General features: G+C 51.5%; 24 protein-coding genes. 11 read left to right on the forward strand and 13 right to left on the reverse strand.

Going from position 1 to position 24,455, the window contains the following annotated elements; translation table 11 throughout:
* The first annotated feature begins 28 nt into the window (after nt 1-28).
* On the forward strand, nt 29-640 hold the full coding sequence (locus C162_RS27045; protein ID WP_235218545.1) for a LysE family transporter: 612 nt from the start codon (nt 29-31) through the stop codon (nt 638-640).
* Here the strand turns inward: C162_RS27045 and C162_RS27050 are convergent.
* The 3 genes from C162_RS27050 to C162_RS27060 all read right to left on the reverse strand — a co-directional run bounded on the left by C162_RS27050 (nt 637) and on the right by C162_RS27060 (nt 4,438).
* Complete coding sequence (locus tag C162_RS27050) at nt 637-1,962, reverse strand: amino acid permease (protein ID WP_036699611.1); 1,326 nt, start codon at nt 1,960-1,962, stop codon at nt 637-639. The genes C162_RS27045 and C162_RS27050 overlap by 4 nt on opposite strands.
* A 292-nt stretch (nt 1,963-2,254) precedes the next feature.
* Nucleotides 2,255-2,653: a MerR family transcriptional regulator gene (locus C162_RS27055; RefSeq protein WP_036699613.1), complete on the reverse strand. Its 399-nt coding sequence runs from the start codon at nt 2,651-2,653 to the stop codon at nt 2,255-2,257.
* Between the two features lie 603 nt (nt 2,654-3,256).
* The gene (locus C162_RS27060; protein ID WP_036699615.1) at nt 3,257-4,438 is read right to left on the reverse strand and encodes a hypothetical protein; all 1,182 of its coding nucleotides are present in this window, start codon (nt 4,436-4,438) and stop codon (nt 3,257-3,259) included.
* Between the two features lie 185 nt (nt 4,439-4,623).
* On the opposite strand from C162_RS27060, the gene C162_RS27065 reads away from it, so the two are divergent.
* From C162_RS27065 to C162_RS27090, 6 genes are all read left to right on the forward strand, one after another.
* The gene (locus tag C162_RS27065) at nt 4,624-5,151 is read left to right on the forward strand and encodes a cupin domain-containing protein (protein WP_051493967.1); all 528 of its coding nucleotides are present in this window, start codon (nt 4,624-4,626) and stop codon (nt 5,149-5,151) included.
* A 227-nt stretch (nt 5,152-5,378) separates the two neighbouring features.
* Entirely contained in the window at nt 5,379-6,134 is a 756-nt protein-coding gene (locus C162_RS27070) for a LytR/AlgR family response regulator transcription factor (protein ID WP_036699618.1), read from the forward strand.
* Nucleotides 6,121-7,422, forward strand: coding sequence for an ATP-binding protein (locus tag C162_RS27075; RefSeq protein ID WP_036699621.1), 1,302 nt, complete (start codon nt 6,121-6,123; stop codon nt 7,420-7,422). The genes C162_RS27070 and C162_RS27075 overlap by 14 nt, the downstream gene beginning before the upstream one ends.
* A 117-nt stretch (nt 7,423-7,539) precedes the next feature.
* Nucleotides 7,540-9,579 carry a serine hydrolase domain-containing protein gene (locus tag C162_RS27080; protein WP_036699625.1) on the forward strand — a complete coding sequence of 680 codons (2,040 nt, stop codon included), beginning with the start codon at nt 7,540-7,542 and terminating at the stop codon, nt 9,577-9,579.
* A gap of 275 nt (nt 9,580-9,854) precedes the next feature.
* Nucleotides 9,855-10,448 (forward strand): DedA family protein, encoded by a 594-nt coding sequence (locus C162_RS27085; protein WP_036699627.1) that lies wholly within the window; start codon nt 9,855-9,857, stop codon nt 10,446-10,448.
* Between the two features lie 36 nt (nt 10,449-10,484).
* Entirely contained in the window at nt 10,485-11,297 is an 813-nt protein-coding gene (locus C162_RS27090) for an undecaprenyl-diphosphate phosphatase (protein ID WP_036699629.1), read from the forward strand.
* A 72-nt stretch (nt 11,298-11,369) separates the two neighbouring features.
* On the opposite strand, the gene hflC is transcribed toward C162_RS27090, so the two are convergent.
* Both hflC and hflK read right to left on the reverse strand, forming a co-directional pair.
* A complete protein-coding gene (gene hflC / locus C162_RS27095; protein ID WP_036699631.1) occupies nt 11,370-12,239 on the reverse strand; it encodes a protease modulator HflC in 870 nt (289 codons plus the stop codon).
* Entirely contained in the window at nt 12,236-13,279 is a 1,044-nt protein-coding gene (hflK, locus tag C162_RS27100; RefSeq protein ID WP_076154368.1) for an FtsH protease activity modulator HflK, read from the reverse strand. Before hflK ends, hflC begins: the two co-directional genes overlap by 4 nt.
* A gap of 245 nt (nt 13,280-13,524) precedes the next feature.
* On the opposite strand from hflK, the gene C162_RS37100 reads away from it, so the two are divergent.
* Both C162_RS37100 and C162_RS27105 read left to right on the forward strand, forming a co-directional pair.
* Nucleotides 13,525-13,830 (forward strand): helix-turn-helix domain-containing protein, encoded by a 306-nt coding sequence (locus tag C162_RS37100; RefSeq protein ID WP_235218546.1) that lies wholly within the window; start codon nt 13,525-13,527, stop codon nt 13,828-13,830.
* A gap of 16 nt (nt 13,831-13,846) precedes the next feature.
* Complete coding sequence (locus C162_RS27105) at nt 13,847-14,881, forward strand: transcriptional regulator (protein ID WP_235218547.1); 1,035 nt, start codon at nt 13,847-13,849, stop codon at nt 14,879-14,881.
* A gap of 194 nt (nt 14,882-15,075) precedes the next feature.
* Here the strand turns inward: C162_RS27105 and C162_RS36220 are convergent, their stop codons facing one another.
* The 7 genes from C162_RS36220 to C162_RS27140 form a co-directional block, all read right to left on the reverse strand.
* On the reverse strand, nt 15,076-15,924 hold the full coding sequence (locus tag C162_RS36220; RefSeq protein ID WP_143804199.1) for a hypothetical protein: 849 nt from the start codon (nt 15,922-15,924) through the stop codon (nt 15,076-15,078).
* A gap of 185 nt (nt 15,925-16,109) precedes the next feature.
* Nucleotides 16,110-16,859 (reverse strand): amino acid ABC transporter ATP-binding protein, encoded by a 750-nt coding sequence (locus C162_RS27115; RefSeq protein WP_036699637.1) that lies wholly within the window; start codon nt 16,857-16,859, stop codon nt 16,110-16,112.
* Nucleotides 16,859-17,614, reverse strand: coding sequence for an amino acid ABC transporter permease (locus tag C162_RS27120; protein ID WP_036699639.1), 756 nt, complete (start codon nt 17,612-17,614; stop codon nt 16,859-16,861). The genes C162_RS27115 and C162_RS27120 overlap by 1 nt, the downstream gene beginning before the upstream one ends.
* 42 nt (nt 17,615-17,656) lie before the next feature.
* The gene (locus C162_RS27125) at nt 17,657-18,988 is read right to left on the reverse strand and encodes a CapA family protein (RefSeq protein WP_036699641.1); all 1,332 of its coding nucleotides are present in this window, start codon (nt 18,986-18,988) and stop codon (nt 17,657-17,659) included.
* Between the two features lie 18 nt (nt 18,989-19,006).
* A complete protein-coding gene (locus C162_RS27130) occupies nt 19,007-19,855 on the reverse strand; it encodes a transporter substrate-binding domain-containing protein (protein ID WP_036699643.1) in 849 nt (282 codons plus the stop codon).
* Nucleotides 19,856-20,035: 180 nt separating this feature from the next.
* Entirely contained in the window at nt 20,036-20,452 is a 417-nt protein-coding gene (locus C162_RS27135; protein ID WP_051493969.1) for an HIT family protein, read from the reverse strand.
* Between the two features lie 101 nt (nt 20,453-20,553).
* Complete coding sequence (locus tag C162_RS27140) at nt 20,554-21,009, reverse strand: MerR family transcriptional regulator (protein ID WP_036699644.1); 456 nt, start codon at nt 21,007-21,009, stop codon at nt 20,554-20,556.
* Nucleotides 21,010-21,194: 185 nt separating this feature from the next.
* Here C162_RS27140 and C162_RS27145 point away from each other — a divergent pair, with 185 nt between their 5' ends.
* On the forward strand, nt 21,195-22,046 hold the full coding sequence (locus C162_RS27145; RefSeq protein WP_036699646.1) for an aldo/keto reductase: 852 nt from the start codon (nt 21,195-21,197) through the stop codon (nt 22,044-22,046).
* A 72-nt stretch (nt 22,047-22,118) separates the two neighbouring features.
* Here the strand turns inward: C162_RS27145 and C162_RS27150 are convergent, their stop codons facing one another.
* Entirely contained in the window at nt 22,119-23,159 is a 1,041-nt protein-coding gene (locus tag C162_RS27150) for a leucine-rich repeat domain-containing protein (RefSeq protein ID WP_036699649.1), read from the reverse strand.
* 184 nt (nt 23,160-23,343) lie between these two features.
* Here C162_RS27150 and C162_RS27155 point away from each other — a divergent pair, with 184 nt between their 5' ends.
* The gene (locus C162_RS27155; protein WP_036699652.1) at nt 23,344-24,303 is read left to right on the forward strand and encodes an ankyrin repeat domain-containing protein; all 960 of its coding nucleotides are present in this window, start codon (nt 23,344-23,346) and stop codon (nt 24,301-24,303) included.
* The last annotated feature ends 152 nt before the right edge of the window (nt 24,304-24,455 follow it).

The following is a 24,455-nucleotide window of genomic DNA, read 5'->3' on the forward strand; positions in this document are numbered from 1 at the left end:
GGACAACATTAACATTTTCATAGGTTATATGGTTCTCGGTTTATCCCTGTCAGCACCCATCGGCCCCATTAATGCCGCCCAATTGGACAAGGGGCTGCGCGGAGGCTTCATGCCGGCCTGGGCGGTGGGTCTAGGTGCGATCAGCGCTGATATCATCTACATGCTGCTTGTCTATCTGGGGATGATCCATCTGCTGGATGCCCCGTTCGTCAAGGCCTTCCTGTGGCTGTTCGGCTTCTTCGTGCTGGTCTATACCGGTATCGAGAGCATCATGCACTCGGGCGAGATTACGGCAGCAGAGACGAGAGGCAGCGGAGCTTCCCTGTCCAAATCCTTCATTTCAGGATTCCTGATGTCGCTGTTCAATCCCCTGTCCATCCTGTTCTGGTTGGGTATTTACGGCTCGATTCTAGCCAAAGCAGTTAACGAATACCCGATGCAGCAGCTTCTGATTTACAGCGGCGCCATTGTTCTCGGTATTCTGCTCTGGGATGTAACCATGGCGGCCGCCTCCAGCATGTTCCGCTCCTTCCTGACTTCGCGAGTGCTGAAGGCGATTTCTGTCTTGTCCGGCTTGTCGCTGGTCGGGTTCGGCCTCTATTTCGGGATTCAGGCCGTCCGGCTGCTGTTCTTTCATTAGACTTTGTGACGGTAATGCTGGACCATCCAGTCACTCAGCGCAATCAACGCTACAATCAAAAGGCTGATATAGAAGCCCGGGCGGCTAAGCTTATGAAACAGCGTTCCGCTGACCGCAGTCAGAATGAGCACCAGCCCGCTCCAGCGCTTCATACCGCTGAGCAGACTTGACTTGAGCAGCTTGGCCGAGGAGAGCAGGATGAACGCCCAGTTATACAGAATCATCAGGCCGGCGGCGGTGGTGACGTATTCATAGACTTTTCCCGGCAGCAGCAAGGCCATAACCACCGTACCCGTCAGACCGACCGCGATCAGGCACAGTGCAAGCAGCGGATACTTGTCCTTCCACTTCTTCGCGAATACCTTGGGCGCATCCCCCTCCTGGGACAGCGTAAGCATCATCGAAGTAATGGCATACAGCGACGCAGTCATCGTCGAGAAGCCCGCAATAATCAGCACCCCGTTGAACAGATACGGCACGAAGGCGAGATGGTCACTGCGCAGGGCCAGGACGAAGGGACTCTCCTTGGGGTTAAAAGCGCTAAGCGGTACCATAATGACCGCAAGTCCAATGGACAAAATGTATACCGTTCCCAGACCCAGTAGCATCACCTTCCCCGCCTTCGGCGCTTCCTCCGGCTTCTGGAGCCGGTAAGACATAATCCCCAGCACCTCAATCCCGCCGTAAGCATAGAAGGCGAAGATGAATGCGGACCACAACCCGATCCCACCGGACGGGAACAGCTCCTTATAGCTCATCGGCACCTTTGGGGTGAACTTGCCGCCCCCAATCCAGCCCGCCAGCAGCGCGGCTGCAATTACCAGGAACATAAGAATAGCCGCCACCTTAATGACGGCCAGCACGTTTTCCACCCGGTCAAAGCCCTTGTTGCCGAAGAATACAATCCCCAGACTGACCACCGCATACCCGGCAGCGAAGACCCACATCGGAACGGCCGGGAACCAGAACCGCGAGAATATGGCCAGTGCGGTGAGCTGGCTGCCCATAATGAGCAGCTCCGAGAACCAGTATAACCAGCCGCTGCCGAACCCGGCCCAATTGCCGAATGCTTGCTTGGCATAGGAGCGGAAGGAGCCTTGCTCCGGCTGCGCCGCTGTCATCCGCGCAAGCGCATCGAATACGGCGTACGTCCCCGCCGCCGCCAGCAGGTAGACCAGCAGCACCGCCGGGCCGCCAATCGAGATCGCCAGACCCGAGCCGAGGAAATACCCGGTGCCGATCGTCCCCGCAATGCCGAGCAGGCTAAGCTGCCACCACTTCAGTTTCTTCTCTTCCTCTGTTGATTCAGAAGTCTGCTTCATGATTTCCGTCCTTATCGTCGAATTAGAGAAATCTCTCTGATTCTATAATTCCCTACGGGCGGAGATTCATGAATAAGTTATTTTTGGAGCCGGTAATGGAGTTATAGGAAGGGTTATACAGCAGCCGGAAGGAACTTGATGCTATGATAGGGCAATTTCCTGTTCGCTGCTTATTCCGGAAGCTGAAACCCTCAGTCTGGCATGTAAGATGCAACAGACACACTAGCACACAATAAATTGGACAAGCCCTGGTCATATCAGGTGCCGCCCGTCCCATTCTCCCGGCTTGTTACTACTGCATCTTCAAGTGATTCAAATGATCCGCAATCCGGATCAGCTCATTAGCAAGGGAGGAGAGCGAGGCCACAAGCTGCTGCTGTCTGTCCGACTCCGGGACTTCGGCTATACGGCTTTGCGTTCGCTCTGGTACGGGAAGCTCTTGTTCACTCTTGGTGTACATCGGGAATCCCTCCTCTATCAGCAGGCGGACAATGGTGCTTAGATGATAGCGTTCCATGCGCAGTTCACTGATCCGTTTTAATAGTTTCAAAGTTTCATAGGGATAGAGCACCTGATCTCCTTGCCGGGTTCTCGGTACGAAGTAAGAGAAATATTCCAGCCATCTCTTCACTGTGGTCGGTGGCAATTTTGATAAATTAATGATTTCCAGCTGGGTGTAATGGCGTACCATAACATCGCTCCTCTTTTTAGTTGGACTTATTTACTTTAATGGTATTCATGTGCCTCGCAATAAATGTGTAAAAACACCTGTTTCTATACTCATCGTCCCCCAAAATAAATAGACTCGGATAAGCCTTACTCGCTACTATTCCGCTGCTTCAATACCAACCAGTTAGAACGGGGAGGCGTCTCTATCCGGGATTTCCGCTGACTGACATCCAAAGGAGCAGTACGAGAAGCTCCGCAGCTTGCTCTGGCGGGACCTGAAGCTGAAGCCCTCCGCCAAGGTCGAACGCTGGTATACGAACTGGAAGCGTCTATATACTTGATTTCGTGCCGGACCTCCGGCGATTACAGAGTCTATACAAAAACGGTATGCCGCCCCCCGGTCAGGGGTTAGGCATACCGTTTCTTGTTGCACCCGCAGCTTTCATTATAGCGGCAGGACCTGCGCATCTGCGCTGTCCCTTCCTTTCAGTGAAAGGCTGCAGGACATGTGAATCCGCTGACATAACCGGTGTACACTGGTTCTCGTGCAGTAGCTACCCATGCCAGACGGACCCTCACTCTTTTCTAGTACCCATTACAGGGAACTTAAAACGCTCTGGCGTGTTCAGAAATTCATATAGACTACTGCGTAATCAGGAAAAGCCTCCATCCATTTCACCATGGTCTTCGGCAGCTTGCTGGTGCCGGACACATTCGTATAGAACCGCACGAAGGTCTCAGGAACCTCGTCTGAATCAGAGGCTTCATCCGAATCAAGCGCAGCCGCCCAGAAATGGCCCTGCTTATCATACATGATGATGGCTTCCGTAAGGGTGAACAGCCCTCTCACGCCACCCCGCACCACCCGCGCACCCTTGCCGTCCAGATCCTTCGGCTCATCCAGCAGCTGCATACTGTACAGGAACAAGTCATAATCTTCCCCTACCAGTTTACGGAAGGCTTTGTCATCTGCCGCTGTCTTGAAGACACCGGTGTCCCTCAGAGTGTAGACGTTCTCTTGCGGGTCTCTTGTATACTGGCCGGTGTAGGTTACATTAGCACCGGCAGAATACACCGGCGAAGGGCTGGTTACATGCAGGCTGCCGTTCAGCAGATAAAAGAAGACCACTGAACCGTCCTCTTCCTTGTAGACGGCCATCCGTTTGCGGACCACTGCCGATTCTTCATGCAACTGGCCGGAATGGGCTCCATCGTAGGCATCGATAGAGAAGACCAGCTTATCGCTCTTGACGTTGCTGAATTCAACATAAGATCCATAGAAAGGCGATTGACTCTGCATATACCATTCCCCCTGCCAATCCGCAGCGGATGGCACCTTGGAGCTCGCTGCGGCGGCAGACGTCAATGCCTCTACCGGAAGCTGGCGGGTACCGTCCGGATTGCTCCATACCCCGGCGAATCCGGTGCTGGGAATCCACCAGCCCTGGAAATGACCGGTCTCCTTGCCCTTGGCATCATACTCATACATATGGGCGATTTTACCGTTGACATTGCCGGTGAGTCTGATCGTCTTTTTGTATTTATCATAATAATAACTGCCGGTCAGCTTGCCCCCGCTCTCCACCTTAATGGACATATGGATCGGCAGATTTCCATTGATGGCCCCCGTCAGGGGCACCAGGCCGTTCGTTACCGGACTCTGGGCCGCTGAAGCGGCAGCGGCCACCGTCCCGGCCGGCGCAGCCTTCGCCTGTACCGGAGCAGCCTCTGCCCCCGGCGGCACCAGAATGGCAGGCAGCAGCAGCGCGGCCGCCAGCAGGGTACTGATTTTACGGATAATTCTCACTATAATCCCTCCCTTTTACAACCCTCTATAACAGCTATGTTACACTGCATGCCATCAATTACCCTTTTACAAGCAGGTCAAGCGCAGGAAATAGCGCCATTCAAAGAAAAAATATCCCTCCCATAAAGCCATGGTGTGCATTACAAGCATCAGGGTAATTCTATATACAAAGGAGATGATCCGTTATGCCAGAACATCATTCAACAAGCCGTGAGCAAGATGAATCTATAATTAAGCTCAGCTTCCACGCTGATGGCCTGCTCCCGAACAATCCTCAGCTTGCCGCCGTGCTGTACAAAGGTGTTCTCCGGGACCACCCGAAAGACACAGAACAGATCTTCAATAACAATGGCTGGCTGAATAGCTGGGTGAATGGCGTCTTCCCCTACCACCACTATCACAGCAACGCACATGAGGTACTGGGCGTGATCTCCGGCAGCGCCAGCCTTCAGCTTGGCGGAGATGCCGGATACACCGCCGAAGTTGAGGCCGGTGATGTTGTGGCGCTGCCTGCCGGGACGGCACACAAGAAGCTCTCGGCCACGCCGGACTTCCGTATTGCAGGCGCATATCCCGGCGGCATGGACTATAACACCCGCCAGGCCAATGCAGACGACTTCGCTGCGGCGCTCCTCGAGATCCGCGAAGTCCCGCTGCCGGAGCGTGATCCCGTCTATGGCGAAGCAGGGCCGCTGCTGCGGCTGTGGAAGTAGCAGCAGTGCCTGAGCCATACGCTTAAACAGCGGAGCGGGCGGAACGACCCGCGTACCAAGCGTAGCGTTCGCCTTGATCTCCGGATGTTCACCGCTCCGCTTTTGCAGTCCAGGGATTAACTTATGCGTTTGGCCCCTGATCCGCTCATTCCCCTGGACAATACTATATAATGTTGTGTACAAATATCTGCTTAGGCATGGAGCCGGAAGTGAAGGGGGACTCTTGGATGTATCGGGTAGCGGTATGTGAGGATGAAGAACAGCAGCGGGAGCTGGTGAAGAAGATTCTGGTCGGCTTGTCCGTCAAGACGGATACCGAATTTGAAATCGAGCTGTTTCCCTCGGGAGAGAAGTTAATCTCCCACTATGAACGGGGCGGAGCCCCCTTCCATATCCTGATACTGGATGTGGAGATGGGAGGTATGAACGGGATTCAGGCGGCGCGCCGTTTGAGAAGCCGGAAGCATTTTGACGAACAGATTATCTTCCTGACCAGCTACCCTGAATATATGGTGGAGAGCTTCGACGTGATTACCTTCCAGTATCTGATCAAGCCCGTCGCCCCGCAGCTCCTGGAGGAGAAAATTCTTAAGCTGTGTGATTACTTCCAGGCCCAGGATAAGAAGTTCATGGTCATTAAGTCCGGGTATGAGGAGGTCGTCTTGCGGCATGATGATATTATCGGGATTGAGGCGGCTAAGAGCCTGACGGTCAAGAGCAAGCTGAATGTAATTACCACCACGGGAATCTATGAGACCAGAGGAATTATTGCAGAGTACGCTTCAGCACTGCGGGACAGCCATTTCCTGCATATCCACCGTTCGATTATTATCAATCTGCTGCATGTCCACAAGTTCGCGGGCGGCTCCGTGCTGATGTCGGGCGGGCAGGAGTTCCCGATCGGCCGGTCCAAAATCAAAGAGGTTAAGGACTTCTACACCAAATTCATGATCATGAAGGGCAGCTCCTATGACACACTATAATCTGACCCTTGTCGTCTGTGTGGTGCTGGTGATGTGCTTTCAGACCCAATTCTTCTTTGCCTCTGTATTTGATAAGTCCGCCAGGAAGCCTAACCGGATCATTTATTTCCTCATCTACGGGGTGCTCTGCTTCCTCTACCTGGTCAGCCCGCTGTCCCCTCTATTCTCCTCCGGCGTAGCCCTGCTGATGATCTTCAGTATGGCGCAAGCCTATAAGGTGGAGATGAAGACGCAGGTGATCTTCTCCATGCTGTACGCTGTGCTGATGACGGTGGTCAGCTTTATCTCGCTGTATATTTTCTCAATGATAGATTCGGTAGACTACACCAGCATGGACGGGGGTACGGGGATTGACCGGCCGGCCTTCATCAAGGGGCTGATCCTGAGCTGCATTATTATGTTCCCGGTGATTCAGATCATCCGGCTGATCTCCAAGCGCCGAAGCGTATCCCTGCCCTACCGGTATTATGTGATGTTCCTGCTCGTCCCGCTCATCAGCACCTATCAGATCAACATTCTTACGGTTAACAGCACGAAGGATTTCTATTATTTCTTTGCGATTCTCGGCTTCCTGTTCCTGAATGTGATGATTGTCTATATCTTCGATACGATAACGGACAAATTCCAGTTCATGCATGAGAACGCCCAGCTCCAGCACCAGATGAACTATCAGGACGCCAACTATGAGAAGACGGTGCACAGCTTCAAGTCGATCAAAAGAATCATCCACGATACCCATCAGCAGTTCCTCTACATTGAAGAGTGTATCCGGCGGGATGATCCGGCGGCGGCTCTTGCGCATATCAAGCTTACGCTGAATAAAGTAGAGGATGCCTACCAGCGGGTCAACACCGGCCATCTGGCGGTGGATGCGCTGGTCACGAACACGTTGAATATCGGACAAGCGAACGGCATCCGCATCGATACCCGGCTTAAGCTGTTGCCTGGGGAGCTTCACATCGACCGTTATGACCTGTGCGTTGTGCTGGGCAATATGCTGGATAATGCCATTGAAGCCTCCAAAAAAGTACGGCTGGCCGAGGACCGCTACATTCTGATCCAGATGCACTCCAGTGAATCCGCGTTGTTCATACGCATCCTGAATCATACCGCCCCGGAGACTACCTCTTTGCAGAGCCGGAAGCCGGACCCGGAATACCATGGCATCGGTCTGACCAATATATCCAGAATCTGCGAGAAGTACGGCGGCAATATGACGATTGAGGCCGGGCATCGGGAATTCAACAATATGGTGGTCCTCCCCTTCTCGCGCGAAGCTTCTATATAAAATGCGCTTAAGGGATCGTAATCCGCGTTTCAGGGTTATTCAGGCCATGCTCCTCTCTTCTGCCTGTATGATAACTTCAGGAAGATTACCTAAGAGACACAAGAGGAGGAATTCATGATGAACAAGTTAACTTCAGTCGTATTGGCGGCCATGCTGGTGATGCCCGCAGCCCAGGTGTCGGCGCAGGAGAAGGAGACGGCAGCGCAGGCCAAAGCGCAGGAGCTGGGTAAGAAGATCTTATCCGATTACGGAGTAAGCGGACTCCAGTATGCCGTCCGGGACCAGGGCAAGGTTACAATGTCGGGCGGCTTCGGTGTATCCGATAAGGCAGCCGGAACTCCCATCACGAAGGATACCATGTTCGGCATCGGCTCCGTCAGCAAAATGCATGTCTCCGCAGCCACGATGATGCTTGCCGAAGATCAGATCATTGACATCGACCAGCCGCTGACTACGTATCTGCCGCAGTTCAAGATGGCCGATGAGCGCTACAAGAAGATTACACCCCGCATGTTAATGAACCATTCCTCGGGCCTGTACGGCAGCCACTACGGGAACAGCATTCTGATGGATGATAGCGATACACAGAATCATGATGACCTGCTGACAAGGCTTCAGTCTGAGCGGCTCAAATCTGATCCCGGCGCATATTCCGTATATTGCAATGACGGCTTTCAACTGCTGGAGCTGATGATTGAGCAGGTGACCGGCAGCAGCTATACAGAGTTCCTGGATCAGCACATGAGCACTCCGCTGAAGCTAAGCTCCACCAAGACGCCGCTGGACACCTTTAACCGGCAGCAGCTCGCCAAGACCTACTTCCCTGGTCTAACGCAGGCATTGCCTAGCGAGAATGCCAATATCCTCGGAGCAGGCGGCCTCTATTCCACAGCCGAGGATCTGACTACATTCGCCGAGATGCTGAACGGCAAGCACCCGGATGTTCTGTCAAAAGCCTCCGCTACAGCGATGCAGCAGCCTGAATACAAGAACGGGCTCTGGGTGCCTGAGGAGAGAAACAGCTTCAATTACGGTCTGGGCTGGGATGCCGTAGATCTGGCACCATTCGGTGATTACGGAATCAAGGCCTTATCCAAAGGCGGAGATACCATCATGTATCACGCTGACCTGATTACCCTGCCGGAATCCGATATCTCCATCGCGGTGCTCTCTTCAGGAGGAAGCTCAATCTATAACACCATTTTCGCCACCAATGTGTTGCTGGCCTACCTGAAGGATACCGAGAAGATTAAGCAGATTCTGCCGGACGCCACCTTCACTCCTCCCGTCAAAGCGGCTATGCCTGCCGAGCTGGAAGCCTATTCGGGATTATACGGTACTGTCGGCGCAACCACTGCCATAGCCATTAAGAATGGAGCACTCAACCTGCCTGAGCTGGAGGGCGGTCTGATTCCTGCACAGAAGTATATCTATACCGGCAAGGGACAGTTCACGAGCCCGGACGGCAGTGCCGCTGTGAGCTTCGATAAGCAGAAGAACGGCAAAACCTATCTGAAGCTGAACACCCACTTAACTATCCCCGGTATCGGTCAAATGCTGATGGTCACGTACGAGTATCAGAAGCTGGATGCTAATCCGCTGAAAGCTTCTACGAAGCAGGCTTGGGCACAGAGAGACGGGAAGCATTACTACGCTGTGGATGAGAAAATCAATTCTTTCTTCTACCTCTCCCCTTCCATCTTGACGAAGACTGTGAAGATTGAACAGGGCTACGCCACCGGGACGCGGATTGTGGACGAGAACACCGCCGTCAATGCGGCTGAAATCCCGGTCATGAACGGTAGGGATGCCTTCGATCTGACCTTTTCCAAGCAGAACGGTGCCGAATATTTAACCATCGACGGCAATGCTTATATCAGCGGGGATGCCGTGAAGCCGATCTACGGAGGGCCGGCCTCTACCAGCACCGTTCCTGCGGGCGGCCAGAGCGTCTGGTTCAAGATCGATAAGAAGGCGGCCGGCAAAACCATGACCGTTACAGCTCCCCCAAGCGGCGGATACGTTGTCTATGATGCGGACGGGATGATTGTAAGCCACTCCAAAGTTAGCAAAAAACCTTCAGTCCAATTGCCGCAAGGCGGAATGGCAGTCTTCGGCGGGCAGGCGGGCGATGTGTTTAAGATCGAGCTGAGATAACGCTTTCAACTTTTCATCCAAAATTTCTCCCTTCTCCCAAACTTGCTTAATGGGTTACAGTTGTGTTTTAATGTTATCAAATTGAATAATACTCTTATCCAGAGTTCGGTGGAGGGCTTCGCCCGATGATACCGCTGTGACCGGCATGCTATAAGCATATAAGTCACAGCACTAGAGGCATCCCGGATGCCTTGCAAAGATGAGAGGGTGCTGACAGTTGATGAGACTGCCCCCTTTAAATAGGGGGCTTTTTGTTTGAGAAGGGAGAGAAATGCATGACAGAATGGATTACGGAGTTTATACTTTTTTTCAAAGATTTGTCGTATGCCGGAATCATGATCGCCTTATCCTTTGAATTTGTGCCTGCTGAAATCGTGCTTCCGCTTGCCGGATATTGGGTGTATCTGGGGGATATGAAGCTTCTGCTGACCATTCTGGCCGGTACGGTCGGCGGCACCCTCGGTCCGCTGACATTGTATGCCCTTGGCCGGTTCGGGGGCAGACCTATGGTGAATAAATACGGCAAGTATCTGTTCATCCGCCCGCATCACCTGGACGCTTCCGACCGTTTTTTTGAGAAATACGGCAGCGGTGTGGCCTTCTACGGGCGCTTCATTCCAGGTGTGAGAACGCTGATCTCCATCCCTTGCGGGATTGCCAAAATGAATGTGTTCAAATTCAGTCTGTATACCTTCCTGGCCATGCTGCCGATCACTTCGATCTATGTCTATCTGGGCTACAAGCTGGGCTCACAATGGGAGCATGTGGATGAGATCGTCAAGCCATACATTCTTCCAGCGGCAACCCTGTTCCTGCTCGGCTTCGGGCTGTACGTCTTTTCCAAGCGGTACCGGAGACGGCAGGCTTAATCCACATTATTTGCAGTTCAAATTCAGGAGGAAATCATGGAAAACTGGTACAATTGGCTAAATTACTTACTGTTAGGCCTCGTACAGGGGGTGACGGAACCGATTCCCGTCTCCTCCAGCGGGCACTTAATCATTGCCCAGCGGCTGCTTGGGATGAAGCAGAATGGACTCTCTTTTGAAATCTTAACGAATACGGCTTCATTGATCGCCATCTGTTTTATTTTCCGCAAAGATATCATGGACTTAATCACAGGGTTCTTCCGTTATCTGAAGACGCGCGATACGAAGTACCGGTCCGAATTCATGTTCTGTATCTACATCGTTATCGGCACAATCCCTGCAGCGGTTGCTGCCGTATTCTTCAAGGATACGATCGAACGCGTCTTCACCTCTGTACATACCGTATCCATCAGCTTACTTGTTACAGGGGTTGCCCTCTGGCTGATCCGCAATCTGCGCGGCCAGAAAAGAGACGGCAATCTCAAAGTGAAGGATGCCATCATCGTCGGGCTGGCCCAGGCCGTAGCGCTGATTCCAGGGATCAGCCGTTCCGGTTCAACCGTGATTGCCTCGATTGCCGTAGGGATGAAGCAGGAGACCGCCCTGAAGTTCTCCTTCATGCTGTACATTCCGATCAGTATCGGGGGCCTGATCCTCGGCGCATCCGATATCGCGAATGATCCGAACCGTGCGGCGCTGGCGATGCCCTACCTGATCGCCTTCCTCACCACCCTCGTCGCCACCTACTATGCCATGCGCTGGTTCATCGGCATTATGGCGAAGGGCAATCTGATTTACTTTTCATACTACTGCTTCGTAGCGGGTACGTTGCTGCTGATTTTCATGTAAAAGCACATACTCTCAAACCAAAGAGCAGCACTTCTTCCATATAGGAGGAGTGCTGCTCTTGTATTTATTACACTATTGTTGTCCCATCAGTATCTTCGCATAAGGCGAATCGATCGGGATCATGATGACCGGCTCATTCTTCAGCGTGGTCACATAACTCTGCAACGTACGGTAGAAGCTATAGAATTGAGGAGATTTGCCATAGGCCAGGTTATAGATCTTGGCGGCTTCCCCTTCGCCTTCGGCGATAATCTTCTTCGAGTCGGCTTCAGCCTGGGCCATCAGCTCCCGGGAGGCACGGTCCGCCTTGGAGGTGATCTTCCGGGATTCCTCGTCCCCTTCGGACAGATAACGTGCAGCAATGGATTGACGGTCCGAGATCATCCGGTTGTACACGCTCTGCTTGTTCTCTTCCGGCAGGTCGGTACGCTTGATCCGTACATCAATGACTTCTATACCGTAGTTATCCCGTGTCAAAGCGGCTACTACGTCCTTAGTAATCTCATCGTTAATATTGCCCCGTCCGGTATCCTCACTGATGATATTCTCATAGTTGACCTCCGACAGCTTACGGCGCACCGAGTTGTAGACCGCTTCATCGATACGCTGGACCCCGCCGCTGACCGATTGCACGGTTCTCAGGAACTGCGAGGCGTTGGTGATTCTCCAGACGGTATAATTATCGACCACAATCGGCTTCTGGTCCTTGGTCAGAATGCTGGTCGGCGAGCTCTCGTACGTCATCTGATACTTGGGAAGCTCCGAGACATTCTCGACAAAAGGAAGCTTGAACTTCAGCCCCGGCTCCTCCACCGCACGCATCGCTTCACCGAAACGGAGAACAACCTTATATTCCCCTTCCTTCACGATGTACATAGAGCCAGCCAGCAGAATAATTAGAACGATAGATGATATCAATAGGATGATCGGGTTTCTTTTCACTTGGCATCTCCTCCTTGCGGTGCGGCTGAAGGCGCCGGATTCACAGCGGCAGGAGCAGAGGTGCTATCCTTGGTGCTGCGCATCAGCTCATTTAGCGGCAGATAGTTCACAGTGTCACTGTTCGAGTTCGTAATGAAGATCTTGGCGTTAGGCAGAATCGTCTCCAGGGTCTCCAGAACTAGCCGGCTCTCGGTGACACTCTGATTATTGGCATATTCTGCAAAAATCGCATTAAACCGCGCCACATCCCCCTGCGCATTCAGGATACGCGACTTCTTCTCGCCTTCGGCCCGCTCCAGCAGGGCCTGCGCTTCACCGCGCGCCTTCGGAATGATATCGTTCTCATACTTCTTGGCGTTGTTGATCTTCGTATTCTTCTCTTCACGGGCATTCGTCACCTCGCGGAAGGCTTCCTCCACCTGGCCGCTTGGCGGCTCAATATCCTGGAACTTGATATCGATGATCTGAATGCCGGTGTTGTATTTCTTCTGCAGATCCACCAGCAGCACGCGGACCTTATCCTGAATGACCGTCTTCCCGTCGGTAATCGCATAGTCCAGCTTCTCAGAACCAATCACGGCACGGATCGAGGAGCTGGCCGAGTTACGCAGGAATTTGTCCGGGTCATCAATGTTATACAGGTAATCACGGATATTACTGATCTTCCACTGGACTACCGCATCGGCAGAGACAATATTCTCATCGCCCGTAATCATCATGGCTTCATCATCCACCGGCACCGCTCCATCCGACTCCTGGCGGTATCCGATATGAATCCGCTGGGTCAGTTCCGCAGGCACGGTAATTACATCCTGGATGGGATAGGGCCACTTGAAATGAAGCCCGGCTGAGCTCTCACTCGTATACTTGCCGAAGGTCAGAATAGCCGCACGTTCCTGCTCCTGCACCGTATAAAATGAGGTGGCGCCGATATACAAAAGTACAGCCGCAGCCGCTACCCCCACCCCTATCCTTTTGTACATGCCCGGCTTCAACTTCGGCAGCTTGAACCCTGGGATATTATCGCCATTCTGGTTCATGAAATTCAAGATGCATCGCTCCTTTTGGCGTATTTTAGTCGTAATAAAGGTATATATACGGTAATAAAACAAAAAAGTCGCAACTAATTCAGTTTTGTTCAAGCTTTCTTCATTTTGCTGCGTTTCTCTCTGTCAATTGCCACTATTTCACTGTTTGTACTCATTTGAAATATTGACCATTGGAATATTATAGAATATTATTACAACTATAAATATTTTTTGGAATCCAGTCAGGTGGTGTATTCATGGTCGCAACGATTGCCACAATTCGAGATGCATTGGCAATGTATCTGTCTCAGCAGGGGATGTCCATTCATCAATTCTCCATTCACACGGGTATTAATTCAGGAACACTTAGCCGGTTGCTTAAGGGTCAGCAGCCTATTGCTATGGACCATCTGGTACGGATTACCCAAGGGATGGAGCTGCCAGAGGACCACTTCTACAGCTTATATGTAGACGAATGTTCTCTTCACTCCCCCCCCCACCTGGCGGCGTTTGAGGCCGTTTCTTTTGCGTTCAGCCGAGCTTGGGCGTCTGGATTGCATTGAACAGGTGGTTCAGCAATTGCTGGAGAAGCTGACCTACGCTCCCATGTTGTTTGAAGTAGCTGAGGGGCTATTTCAGGAGGGGCAATGGCAAGCTGCGGCTCTGCTCTACAAGAATGTGAGCGACTGTGAGAAATACCAGAACTCCGAGCGGCTGGCGGTGTGCCAGTACCGCCTCTTCCGGATCGCCCTTGGCGACGATCAGACCCGGAATCTGCAGGCGGCGCATATCTTTGAATGTTATTTGAACAGGCTGGATGAGGCGGATCAGTTGGATGGGATTAAAAACTTAGTAAATGTGTATTATTCACTACATAAATGGGCAAAAGCAGATAAATTAGCTCAGGATATGCTCCATCTGTCTATGCTTCGTTATAATCTTCAACGTAAATCAAATCGCAGGATGACTGACGAGAAAAAACCTGAAAAACCGCTATGTTTCTATATTTATTACTCTCATCTAATGCGCGCAAGTATATTTGAGGAACATCATGATTATACATCAGCACTAAAGTTCGTCACGCTCTACACAGATGCAAGCTGGGTATCCAAAGATGATGAAGATGCAAGAAGGACTGTAGCTCAGTTTCAGGAGTGGGGTACAGCAAATACTTTGCTCTATCAGGTCATGTCAGGTCAACAGGAAGTTCTTTCAGAGTATGTCGATCATATCTCACCTCAAAGTGATGAGATATTCGTTGCTTTATCTAATATCTTAACATCGGCTAACCGCTACGGATGGAATGTTGATTATATTCTGGAACGATTTGCTAACTTTATCCCATATCAGACATATGCTACAGAGTTTGGCGGTTATAACCAGCAGATTATGTCAGATCAGCATACCAAATTCCTTGCAGAATTAGCAGCTTATCATCTACACAACAAGCGCAAAGAAGGCATCCAATTTATCATACAAAGCCTAGAATCATCTGCTAGAATTAATAACGAAAGTACAGCGATCAAATGTGCTGATCTGTTTGGAAAACATCGGGATCAAGCAGATGAGAAAGCACAAGTACAATACAACCTTCAAATAGGACCATACTTGTAAGGCTATTAACTTCTTCTGCACACCAAAAACCCCCGGAGAAGCGCCATTTAGCGTTTTCTCGGGGGTTTTACCTATCCGGGTTAATTCCTCGTCTTATTACGGAAATAATTCTGCAAGAACTCTCGGGGCCGCTACCCAACTACATCAAGTTCTTCTTGCCGATTTCATGCTGCGAAAGTTGATTAGTAAACTTTTCAATGAACTTTTGCTGCAATATAAACTGTTGCACTCGTATAGAAATTATAGTAAGGGCCATTATTCCACACTATACTGCTTGGATCTGATATTGCAGTGTTTTGCGAAGGTTGTTCACCATGTTTTTCTGACCACAAACCATTACTATTCTGTAACATAAAATGATAGTCAACAAGGTCGCCACCCATACCCAGGTAATCAGGAAGATCAACTTTGCCGTTACCATTTGTATCAACCCAGCCAATGCGTAAAGCAATTCTATGTTCATCACTATTAACAGCTGCAGTTCTACTTGAGAGTATTCTCCAACCTGATTTGAAATAAAGAGGATTAGTATTTCCATCCTGTATAACTTGATTTGCGGTATAATTGACATTTGTATAGTATTGCGCATCACCTTGATTGGATACGCCGTCACCGTCTCCAGGGTTAATCCAATACGGATATTTTGTTGCATAGGCATAGCAGTTCACTCCACTACTATTTTCGGCTTGGTATGACCATGCATGACCATAGGCGGATACCAAGGCGGCAAAAGATTCGTTTGGGACTTCAAATTCGGGTTGAATTGATTCTGGTGCAAGCAATCTATCTCTAATAATATTCGGGTTCACAGTGGGTCTAGAGCTTGATGTTTCTCTCACATCTCTAACGGTCATAACATTACCCTGAGAGTCAACAATAATTGTATCATCCCCATTCCATTCTCCTACCCATGACTTACCTCCATCCAACGTTTGGACTTCTTTCAAATTACTTTTGTCGATTGGAGCTGCTAATATAGTAGATGCAAAAGCTAGGTTTAATAAAAATGTACATGCAACTGCAATCTTGATAATTTTTCTCATAAATAACAATCCCTCCTTGTTTCAAGGAAATTATATCTAAAAAAGGAGACTGTTGCACATGAAAAATATCACCATATATAAAAATAGTGTTTAACTTGACTCTTTCAAATCGAATCGAACAGCATAGCCAAAAACCCCGGAAAAGCGCAAACCTGCGCCCTTTCCGGGGGTTTTACTATATGCTCTTAAATACTCGACTTATTGCGGAAGTAGTTCTGCAGGAACTCCTTGGCCCGCTCGGAGGTGGGGTGATTGAACACCTGGTCCGGCGTGCCCTCCTCCACAATTTTCCCCTTATCCAAGAAAAGCACCTTGTTGGCTACTTCATATACGAAGCTCATCTCATGCGAGACGAGAATCATCGTCTGACCTGTGGCGGCGGTCTTCTTGATCGTCTGCAGCACCTCGCCCACCAGCTCAGGGTCAAGCGCTGAGGTCGGCTCGTCCAGCAGCAGCAGCTTCGGATTCATCGCGAGCGCGCGGGCAATGCCCACCCGCTGCTGCTGGCCGCCGGACAGATGCTTCGGATAATAATGAGCACGCTCAGCAAGGCCTACCTGCTCCAGCTGCTGCTGAGCAATCTGCGCGGCCTCGCGGTCGTTCATCCGCTTCACAATCCTCAGGCCTTCCTTCACATTATCCAGCGCCGTCCGATGCTGGAACAGATTGAATTGCTGGAATACCATCGCTGTCTGCTTCCGCAGCTCCAGCCGCTGCTTGTTCGTAATCGTGCTGAAATCGACCTTGAAGCCTTCAAGATCCAGCATCCCCCGGTCCGCCTGCTCCAGGCAGTTGAGTGAACGCAGGAAGGTAGACTTACCTGCACCGGACGAACCGATGATGGCCACAACATCTCCCTTGTTAATCTCGACGGAGAGATCGTCCAGAATCAGATTACCGTGAAAAGACTTGGATAAATGGCTTACCTTAATCATCAGATCTCTCTCCTTCCCCAAGAGAACCAGCCGCGGTTCATCGCCCCGGCAGCGGAGTCCGGAATCGAGAACCGCTTCTCCAGGAAGCGGAGAAGCTGCTCAATCAGAATCGTCATGACCCAGTAGATGATCGCCAGCGCGAGATATACCTCGAAGAAGCGGAAGTTGCTGCCGGAGATAATTTTCCCCTTGGCCGTCATCTCAATCACTCCCGCAACGAAGGCCAGAGAGGTTCCCTTCAGCAGTCCTATCAGTGCATTGCCCAGCGGCGGAATGGCCACCACCAGTGCCTGCGGAACAATGACTCTTCTAAGCACCTGAAGATAGGTCATCCCCAGAGATTCAGCAGCCTCGATCTGGCCTTTGTTCACCGATTGCAGCGCAGCGCGGATCGTCTCCGAGTTGTACGCCGCTTCATTGAACGCGAAGGTGACCAGCACGAAGATCATCGCCGGAATGGCATTGATATTATAATCCGTCCCGTACTGCTGATTAATGAATTTGAGTAACAACGGAATTCCGTTATAAGTCAGATACAGCTGCACAATGATCGGCGTTCCACGAATGAACGAGATGAACAGTGTGACTAGCTGGCTTAGCACGGGAATTCGGCGCATACGGATAATGGCGAACAGCAGGGCAAACACAAGGCCGACGATCATCGAGATGACCGTAATCTGCAGACTCACAGGAAGGACCTCTAACAGGCGAGGAATCGCTGAGAACACCGCGTTGATATCAAAAATCTCTCCCATACCGATTGACTTCCTTCCACGTTCAATTTACAGGGCGACGCTCTAACACGGTCTGACGGTCAACCGTCTGCCCTCATAGATAATTTCAGTATGATACCGTTCGTTGCTTACCGCATTCAGCCGCTCCACCAGGGAAGCCGCCGCTTCATCCGAAGCCAGTACCGGAAGCCCGCGCTTCGTCACTGTCTCATGGGTCAGTCTGAGATCAATCGGAATCAGCTCATAACTGAACCGCTTGTCCTCTACACTCAGATCGAACATGACCAGGAAGTTCTCCGAGAACTTGCGGTCGCTGTAGAAGCCCTGCCAGTTCCCTTCGCTGTCCTTGGTTCTGTTCTTGTGCAGGGTAGATGGAGCTTCATTCTCGGCATACCCGTAGGCGGTAAACATCTCCGGAGATACAATCGACTCTCCTGCTTCGAACTCCATGAACAGACTGCCTATGTTATAAAAAATAGGTTGCCCCTTGTACAGCTCCACCCCTCTGGTGAAGTGGGCACCATGTCCGAAGACACAGCTCGCCCCGGCATCCACCGCACCCCGCGCGAAGGTCTCAATGAACTCTGCCGGATAATCGGAGTACCAGTTCTCATTCTCCCCTTCATGCGTATGCAGGCTGACAAAAACATAATCACTGCGCTCCGCCGCATCCTGGATGCTGCGGTAGATTTCCTGCTGATCCTGCTCATGCGCTGCCGTCTTGACGCGGGACTGTTCCCCCTTCTCGAAGGTTAAATAGCCTTCAAACAGCGAGCCGAATTCATAGTGGTTCTCCGACTTGCTTTTATATGTCTCAATCCGCTTGCCTTCCTCCATACTGGAGGCGATGCCGATGCGTTCACTGATCTCCTTCAAGGTGCTGAAGTCCTGATCATTCACGACATACGTGCGCGACCAGCGGAGCGGGTTGACGCCCGGACGTGCCGGAACGCCATTTCCCGGGTTCGAGGCTGCGAACACTTCGCTTCTCGTCACATCGATGGTGATGATCGCAATTCGCCCGTCTGGCGTATCCACGAACACCGGCTTGCGCGCTTCATGCAGGCTCATGCCCACGCCAAGCGGGGTCAGACCACGGTCTTCCGCCTCTTCGATCGTGTCCACAAGACCTTGGGTCCCGTAGTCCCCCGTATGATTATTCGCAAAGCTCACATAACGGATATTAAGCTTCCCGAATTCGTCCAGCGCCTTGGGGCGCACACTGGTCTGGTAGCCGCGCCCTGCCGCCGGAGCGGTATTCAGACGCGGAGTCACGAACTCTGCATTGGTAAAAGCTTCATCGGCCCCTTGCAAAAGAGCCAGCAGCTCCGGGTCCATCGTCTTATATAAATTACTGCTGGAGAATAATGCATCTCCCGAGACTAGAAATTTCATGCGATCACCTTCCTCCGGTTACTCCATTAGCTCTTTTTTAGGCAAATAGTCGCCGCCAAGCTGCTCTTGGCTAATCTTCAGCAGGGTGCCGTCTGCATACATTTCCTTGATTCTCTTGTTGACGGTATCCAGCAGGGTGCTGTCCGCAGACTTGGAGAGCAGAATATAAGATCCTGGATCACTATTCTCTGTAGAGAACGCAACCACCTTCAGGTTGGTGAAACCATGTTCCTTAATAGCCTTCTCGGCAGAGACACGGGAAATGATGCGCACATCGTACTTGCCGGCTTCAATACCTTCGAACTGCTTCACGAAATTCTCGTCGGTATAGATAATCTCTGCTTTGGCATCCGGGTTCGCTTCATTATAATTCTCCAGCAGGGTGGCACCGGAGTTGCCTACTTCTGTTACGGCTTTATAGTCCTTCAGGTCTTCTACCGCCTTAAGGGTATTATCGTCCTTGCGGACTACGAATACATTCGCATTCTCAATAATCGGGAGAGAGAAATTGTACTTGCCGCGTCTCTCGGGGTTGGAGCTGAAATTGTTCGCCCCCAGCTGGAAGCGTCCATTATCCAGGCCGGTCAGAATCCCTTCGAATTCAATAGCCTGCACCTCTAGCTTATATTCCGGAAGGTCTTTGAAAATCGCCTTCATTACTTCCACATCGTAACCTGTCAACTGCCCGTCCTTCTCGTAGCTAAAAGGATTGCTTACCCCACTCGTTGCAGCAACGATAGTCTTCGTACCTGTTCCCGCGCCGTTTGTCTCAGCGGAGCCTGCGTTATTCTTTGTTCCATTGCCGCAGCCTGCAATAACCAATCCGAGTAGTACAATCAGAACGCCTGGCACAAATTTCTTCTTCATTATAACTTCCCCCTCGTCTAGTAAAAGCTCTCTCTTGTTGTCCTATGATGTCCAACTTATCATAGTCATTTAGTCTGGAATTATTACGTCATGGGGTATACACGGTGTCAAGGTGAACGGGCAAAGGATTTGGCGAATCCTGACGAACGAAGTCGATTGGGAGGCTGGGTGGGCATGGATCTAATTCATTAAAAGCCGTACTCTTCCGGCCAACTCCTCCGCCTCTGCCTCGGTACACGAGTTCTGCTGGGAAATCAGTGCAACCCCTTTGGCGCTGTGGCTCAATCGCGGAATGAAGTGGGCATGGAAATGGGGAACCCCATCCACCATGATGACGGTATAGACTCGTTCAGCCCCCGCCACCTGCTTAAGCGCCGATATTAATTTTTTCACCACAATCCCGTAAGAACCCGCTTCATCCTCAGTCATCTCAGCGAAATCGAGCAGATGCCGTTTCGACTCCAGCACCAGTTGCCCTGGCACGGACTGCTCCGCAGGAAAATGACATACCTTCCAGTGCTCATCTTCATATATATATCCCCCAGGCGGCTGGGGAGTATTCCCCAGCTGCTTCTCACAAATGAAACAAATAGTCATGCAGATCGCCTCTTTCTGCTAGGATAGCTAGTTAACTGCTCACGTTCATTAAATGCGGTGCACTAATGCGCTTACCCCATTTACTCCTAACTCTCTGGCTCCTAAGAAGACCGCACCATTCTCTTCCGGCGCGCCGGAACCTTAACGTCCTGGTCCAGCAGCTTTCCCCAGTTGCCGGGATTGGTCAGGTCGGGAATGCGCTGCTCCAGAATGGCCTGATATTGAAGGGCCTTCTCTTCCAGATGGGCAACGCGCTGCTTGGCCTCTTCCAGCTGAAGGAGTGCCGCTTCCCTGTATTCCATCATCATGGCAAAATGCTGTGCAATCGTCGAATCCCCTTCGAGGCAGAGATCGACATAGGTTTTGATGCTTTCAATGGGGAGGCCGGTCTGCTTGAGGCACCTAATCCCGTACAACCAGTTGATCGATTCGTCATCGAACAGCCGGATGTTATTCTTATCACGCTGAATGCTTGGTACCAGACCTTTATCCGTATAAAAGCGTACAGCATGCTCAGTAAGTCCAGTCATAGCGGCAGCTTCTTTGACAGTATACATAATATGCCTCCCTGAAAATAATAATAAGCCCTGCTTGACTTCGTGTTACACGAAGGCGATAGGCTTATTGTATAGCAAATCGGCAGCCAGCGGAATCCCCGCAGAGGTGCCTGCTGTCCGGACCTGTTATCCGGGAAATCTGGCCGGTTGCCATTACACTAAATATACCTTAGGAGGACAAGACCATGCAGACTGTAACCTTAAATAATGGAGTGACTATGCCGATCCTCGGCTTCGGTGTCTATCAGATTCCAGATGCTGAAGAATGTGAGAATGCAGTGTATGAGGCACTTAAGGCACGCTATCGCCTGATCGATACTGCTGCCGGTTACCTGAATGAAGAGGCGGTCGGCCGCGCCATCAAGCGCAGCGGTGTACCTCGTGAAGAGCTGTTCATCACCACTAAGCTATGGATTCAAGATGCCGGATATGAGAGTGCCAAGCTCGCGTTCGCCAAGTCCCTGAAGAAGCTGCAGCTGGATTACTTGGATCTGTACCTCATTCACCAGCCGTTCGGCGATTATTACGGAGCATGGCGTGCGATGGAAGAACTGTACCGTGAAGGCAAAATCCGGGCAATCGGGGTCAGCAACTTCATGCCAGACCGCCTGATGGACCTCATCGTCCACAACGAGATTGTGCCTGCCGTCAATCAGGTGGAGACACATCCGTTCCTTCAGCAGACGAATAACGCTCCTTTTATGAAGGAACAGGGTGTGCAGATTCAGTCCTGGGGACCGTTCGCTGAAGGGCGTAACAACCTGTTCAGCAACGAAATGCTGACCGGGATAGCCGCTGCGCACAATAAATCCGTCGCGCAGGTTGTTCTGCGCTGGCTTATCCAGCGTGATATCGTGGCGATTCCGAAGTCTGTGCGTACAGAGCGGATTGCCGAGAACTTTGATATTTTTGATTTTGCGCTAAGTGCAGAGGATATGGCTCAGATTGCTACGCTCGACACAGGCGAGAGCCTGTTCTTCTCCCACCAGGACCCGGAAATCGCCAAGCGGCTGGGCAACTGGAGGGTTGAGCTGTAAAAGCTCCGTCATATCTCAGCAGCACAAGGCCCATGCATAGTCGCATGGGCCTCTTGTCTATGGCATACCTGCCTAATACATTTCATAGATAAGCTCAGGATCAAGCTCTCCCTCAGGGTCAAATGCTGCATAGATGCAGAGCCTGCCAGCAGGTGCATCCCCGGCATCATAGCCGATGCGGAAGGAATAATCTTCAGTGAATATTAACTCGGCCAGCTCTAGCTCATTCACATCTTCATCCGGATGGGCCTCGGCAATCTGTTGCAATACAAGGTCAAGCAGCTTGTCCAATTCACCCCATACCTTTTGAATCCGAGAGGTTAAATGCTCCGCTTCAGTCTTGGTCTTTACCTCCGCTGTCACAGGAAGCTCATGGCCCGAATAGGAAAGAATTGCGCTATAGCAAGTGAAGGTAGTGTCATAGAGCAAGGTTCCTACCCCCTCCACCTCATGATCAGGCTGGGTGATGAGATTATTGGCATAATCCAGCTCCACAAGCTGCGGATTATGGCTCGTATCCAGTACCGTCAGTTTGTTCTCAGAACAATAGAGCTTGGTCAACTTAACATTATGGCTGAGGTCCAGACCCGTAACATGATTATTGAAGCAGCGCAGACTCGTAAGTCTGGGATGATTGCTAGTCTCCAGGCGGGTCAGATGATTATGATTGCAGCGGATTTCCACAAGTTCCTTACACTCTGCGATATTCAGAGTAATGATATAATTGCTGCTGCAATCGAGCTGCTCCAATGCTGTATTGTGCTCAAGGTTAAGTTCATGCAGCGAGTTATAGCAACATTGGAGTAACGTGAGTCCGGGATTACTCCTTAAGTCCAATGTGGATATCATATTCTCCTGACACTCCAGCTTCTCCAGCTTCGTGTTCCGGCTGAGGTCCAGGGTACGGAGGCTGTTCCTGCTGCAATCCAGCTCCTGAAGGGCTGTAAAATGTTCAATCCCTTGAAGGCTTGAGATTCCCCGGCCTCCCAGGTTTAATGTGGTCACTGAGTCTATGTCACTCTTACGTATCGATTCACGTTCACCGCAGAAGTTCTCCTTTACAAACTCCCGGAAACGTTCATCTGCGAAATCAAGGCTAATCTCAAATTGCATGGTTCTCCCCCTCCCGGATCGTTGGAATTATTCTACCATACCCTGGAGAATGGATCACTTCGGATGAAGTCGCCTCCATCATTAGGCATCTGTTATTCTGTTATAATGAAGGAAATCTATAGATGCTGGAAGATGCAGTGATGACTATGGGACACTGTCGAACCGAAAACGGAGGGGTTAACGGATGAACAATGAGCATCCTCAGACTTGGCTGGCATATGATGATCCACTGGCAGTATTGGCGGTGCAGGCGATTCGTACCGGCAATGTGCCGGGATTGACACAATTACTGGCTGGAAACCCGGGGCTCGCTAAAGCCCGGATTGTTGGGGCTGAAGAGGGGCGTGCAAGTAACGAAGGGACCGGGAGCGGGGAGACTGGCGATGCCGGGATTACAGAGACTGTCGGCGAGGACATTAGTAACACTGGGGCTAGTAACGAAGGCAATGGTAATGCTAATAGTGGCGACGTTGGGACAAGAGCAAACAGCGAGAACACAGGCGGCGGCACTGATCGAGGGATGTCACGTACACTGCTGCATATTGCTACCGACTGGCCGGGGCATTATCCCAATAATGCAGCGGTTGTAACGGCGCTGATAGAAGCTGGGGCAGACGCGAATGCCCAGTTCGGCGGACCGCACAGCGAGACGCCGCTGCACTGGGCAGCAAGCTGCGATGACATCGAGGTGCTGGACCTTCTACTTGACGCCGGCGCTGACATTGAGGCCTCGGGCGCCGTCATCGCTGGCGGGACCCCGTTGGACGATGCCGTGGCATTCGCACAGTGGCGGGCAGCGCAGCGGCTGGTGGAGCGCGGGGCCAATTCAGCGCTCTGGCATGCGGCGGCGCTCGGGCTGCTTGATAGGATGGAAGCCCACTTCGCCGGATACTTGCTCTCCCGCCGCTTCCCTTGGGGCGCAAGCTCCGGTTCAACAGCACCGGACGAGGTAAATGTTGCGTTCTGGTGCGCCTGCCACGGCGGACAACGCGCCGCCGCCGAATACCTGCTCGGCCAGGGAGCCGAGCTAAGCTGGCCCTCCCCATGGGACGGCCTCACTCCCCTGGACGCCGCTCTGCGCAGCCATGCTGCTGAACTAGCAGCATGGCTGGAGGGGCTGGGCGCTCAGTCCGCACATCAGTAAGTAGCGCTGGGCGGACTGAGTACACTAATGCTCTTCATTTCCTCATATCGCCCGCTTTCAGCAAAATCAGGTGCACTAGTGCTCCTCATTTCAGCATATCACCCGCTTTCGGCGGAATCAGGTGCACTAGTGCTCTTCATTTCCTCATATCA

The organism is Paenibacillus sp. FSL R7-269, from assembly GCF_000517865.1.
Classification (GTDB): Bacteria; Bacillota; Bacilli; order Paenibacillales; family Paenibacillaceae; genus Paenibacillus_AQ.

Coding starts and splice junctions, on each gene's coding strand:
- C162_RS27045 (WP_235218545.1), top strand. CDS start 29: ATGGTTCTCGGTTTATCCCTGTCAGCACCCATCGGCCCCATTAATGCC.
- C162_RS27050 (WP_036699611.1), bottom strand. CDS start 1,962: ATGAAGCAGACTTCTGAATCAACAGAGGAAGAGAAGAAACTGAAGTGG.
- C162_RS27055 (WP_036699613.1), bottom strand. CDS start 2,653: ATGGTACGCCATTACACCCAGCTGGAAATCATTAATTTATCAAAATTG.
- C162_RS27065 (WP_051493967.1), top strand. CDS start 4,624: ATGCCAGAACATCATTCAACAAGCCGTGAGCAAGATGAATCTATAATT.
- C162_RS27070 (WP_036699618.1), top strand. CDS start 5,379: ATGTATCGGGTAGCGGTATGTGAGGATGAAGAACAGCAGCGGGAGCTG.
- C162_RS27075 (WP_036699621.1), top strand. CDS start 6,121: ATGACACACTATAATCTGACCCTTGTCGTCTGTGTGGTGCTGGTGATG.
- C162_RS27080 (WP_036699625.1), top strand. CDS start 7,540: ATGAACAAGTTAACTTCAGTCGTATTGGCGGCCATGCTGGTGATGCCC.
- C162_RS27085 (WP_036699627.1), top strand. CDS start 9,855: ATGACAGAATGGATTACGGAGTTTATACTTTTTTTCAAAGATTTGTCG.
- C162_RS27090 (WP_036699629.1), top strand. CDS start 10,485: ATGGAAAACTGGTACAATTGGCTAAATTACTTACTGTTAGGCCTCGTA.
- hflK (WP_076154368.1), bottom strand. CDS start 13,279: ATGAACCAGAATGGCGATAATATCCCAGGGTTCAAGCTGCCGAAGTTG.
- C162_RS37100 (WP_235218546.1), top strand. CDS start 13,525: ATGGTCGCAACGATTGCCACAATTCGAGATGCATTGGCAATGTATCTG.
- C162_RS36220 (WP_143804199.1), bottom strand. CDS start 15,924: ATGAGAAAAATTATCAAGATTGCAGTTGCATGTACATTTTTATTAAAC.
- C162_RS27115 (WP_036699637.1), bottom strand. CDS start 16,859: ATGATTAAGGTAAGCCATTTATCCAAGTCTTTTCACGGTAATCTGATT.
- C162_RS27120 (WP_036699639.1), bottom strand. CDS start 17,614: ATGGGAGAGATTTTTGATATCAACGCGGTGTTCTCAGCGATTCCTCGC.
- C162_RS27125 (WP_036699641.1), bottom strand. CDS start 18,988: ATGAAATTTCTAGTCTCGGGAGATGCATTATTCTCCAGCAGTAATTTA.
- C162_RS27130 (WP_036699643.1), bottom strand. CDS start 19,855: ATGAAGAAGAAATTTGTGCCAGGCGTTCTGATTGTACTACTCGGATTG.
- C162_RS27135 (WP_051493969.1), bottom strand. CDS start 20,452: ATGACTATTTGTTTCATTTGTGAGAAGCAGCTGGGGAATACTCCCCAG.
- C162_RS27140 (WP_036699644.1), bottom strand. CDS start 21,009: ATGTATACTGTCAAAGAAGCTGCCGCTATGACTGGACTTACTGAGCAT.
- C162_RS27145 (WP_036699646.1), top strand. CDS start 21,195: ATGCAGACTGTAACCTTAAATAATGGAGTGACTATGCCGATCCTCGGC.
- C162_RS27150 (WP_036699649.1), bottom strand. CDS start 23,159: ATGCAATTTGAGATTAGCCTTGATTTCGCAGATGAACGTTTCCGGGAG.
- C162_RS27155 (WP_036699652.1), top strand. CDS start 23,344: ATGAACAATGAGCATCCTCAGACTTGGCTGGCATATGATGATCCACTG.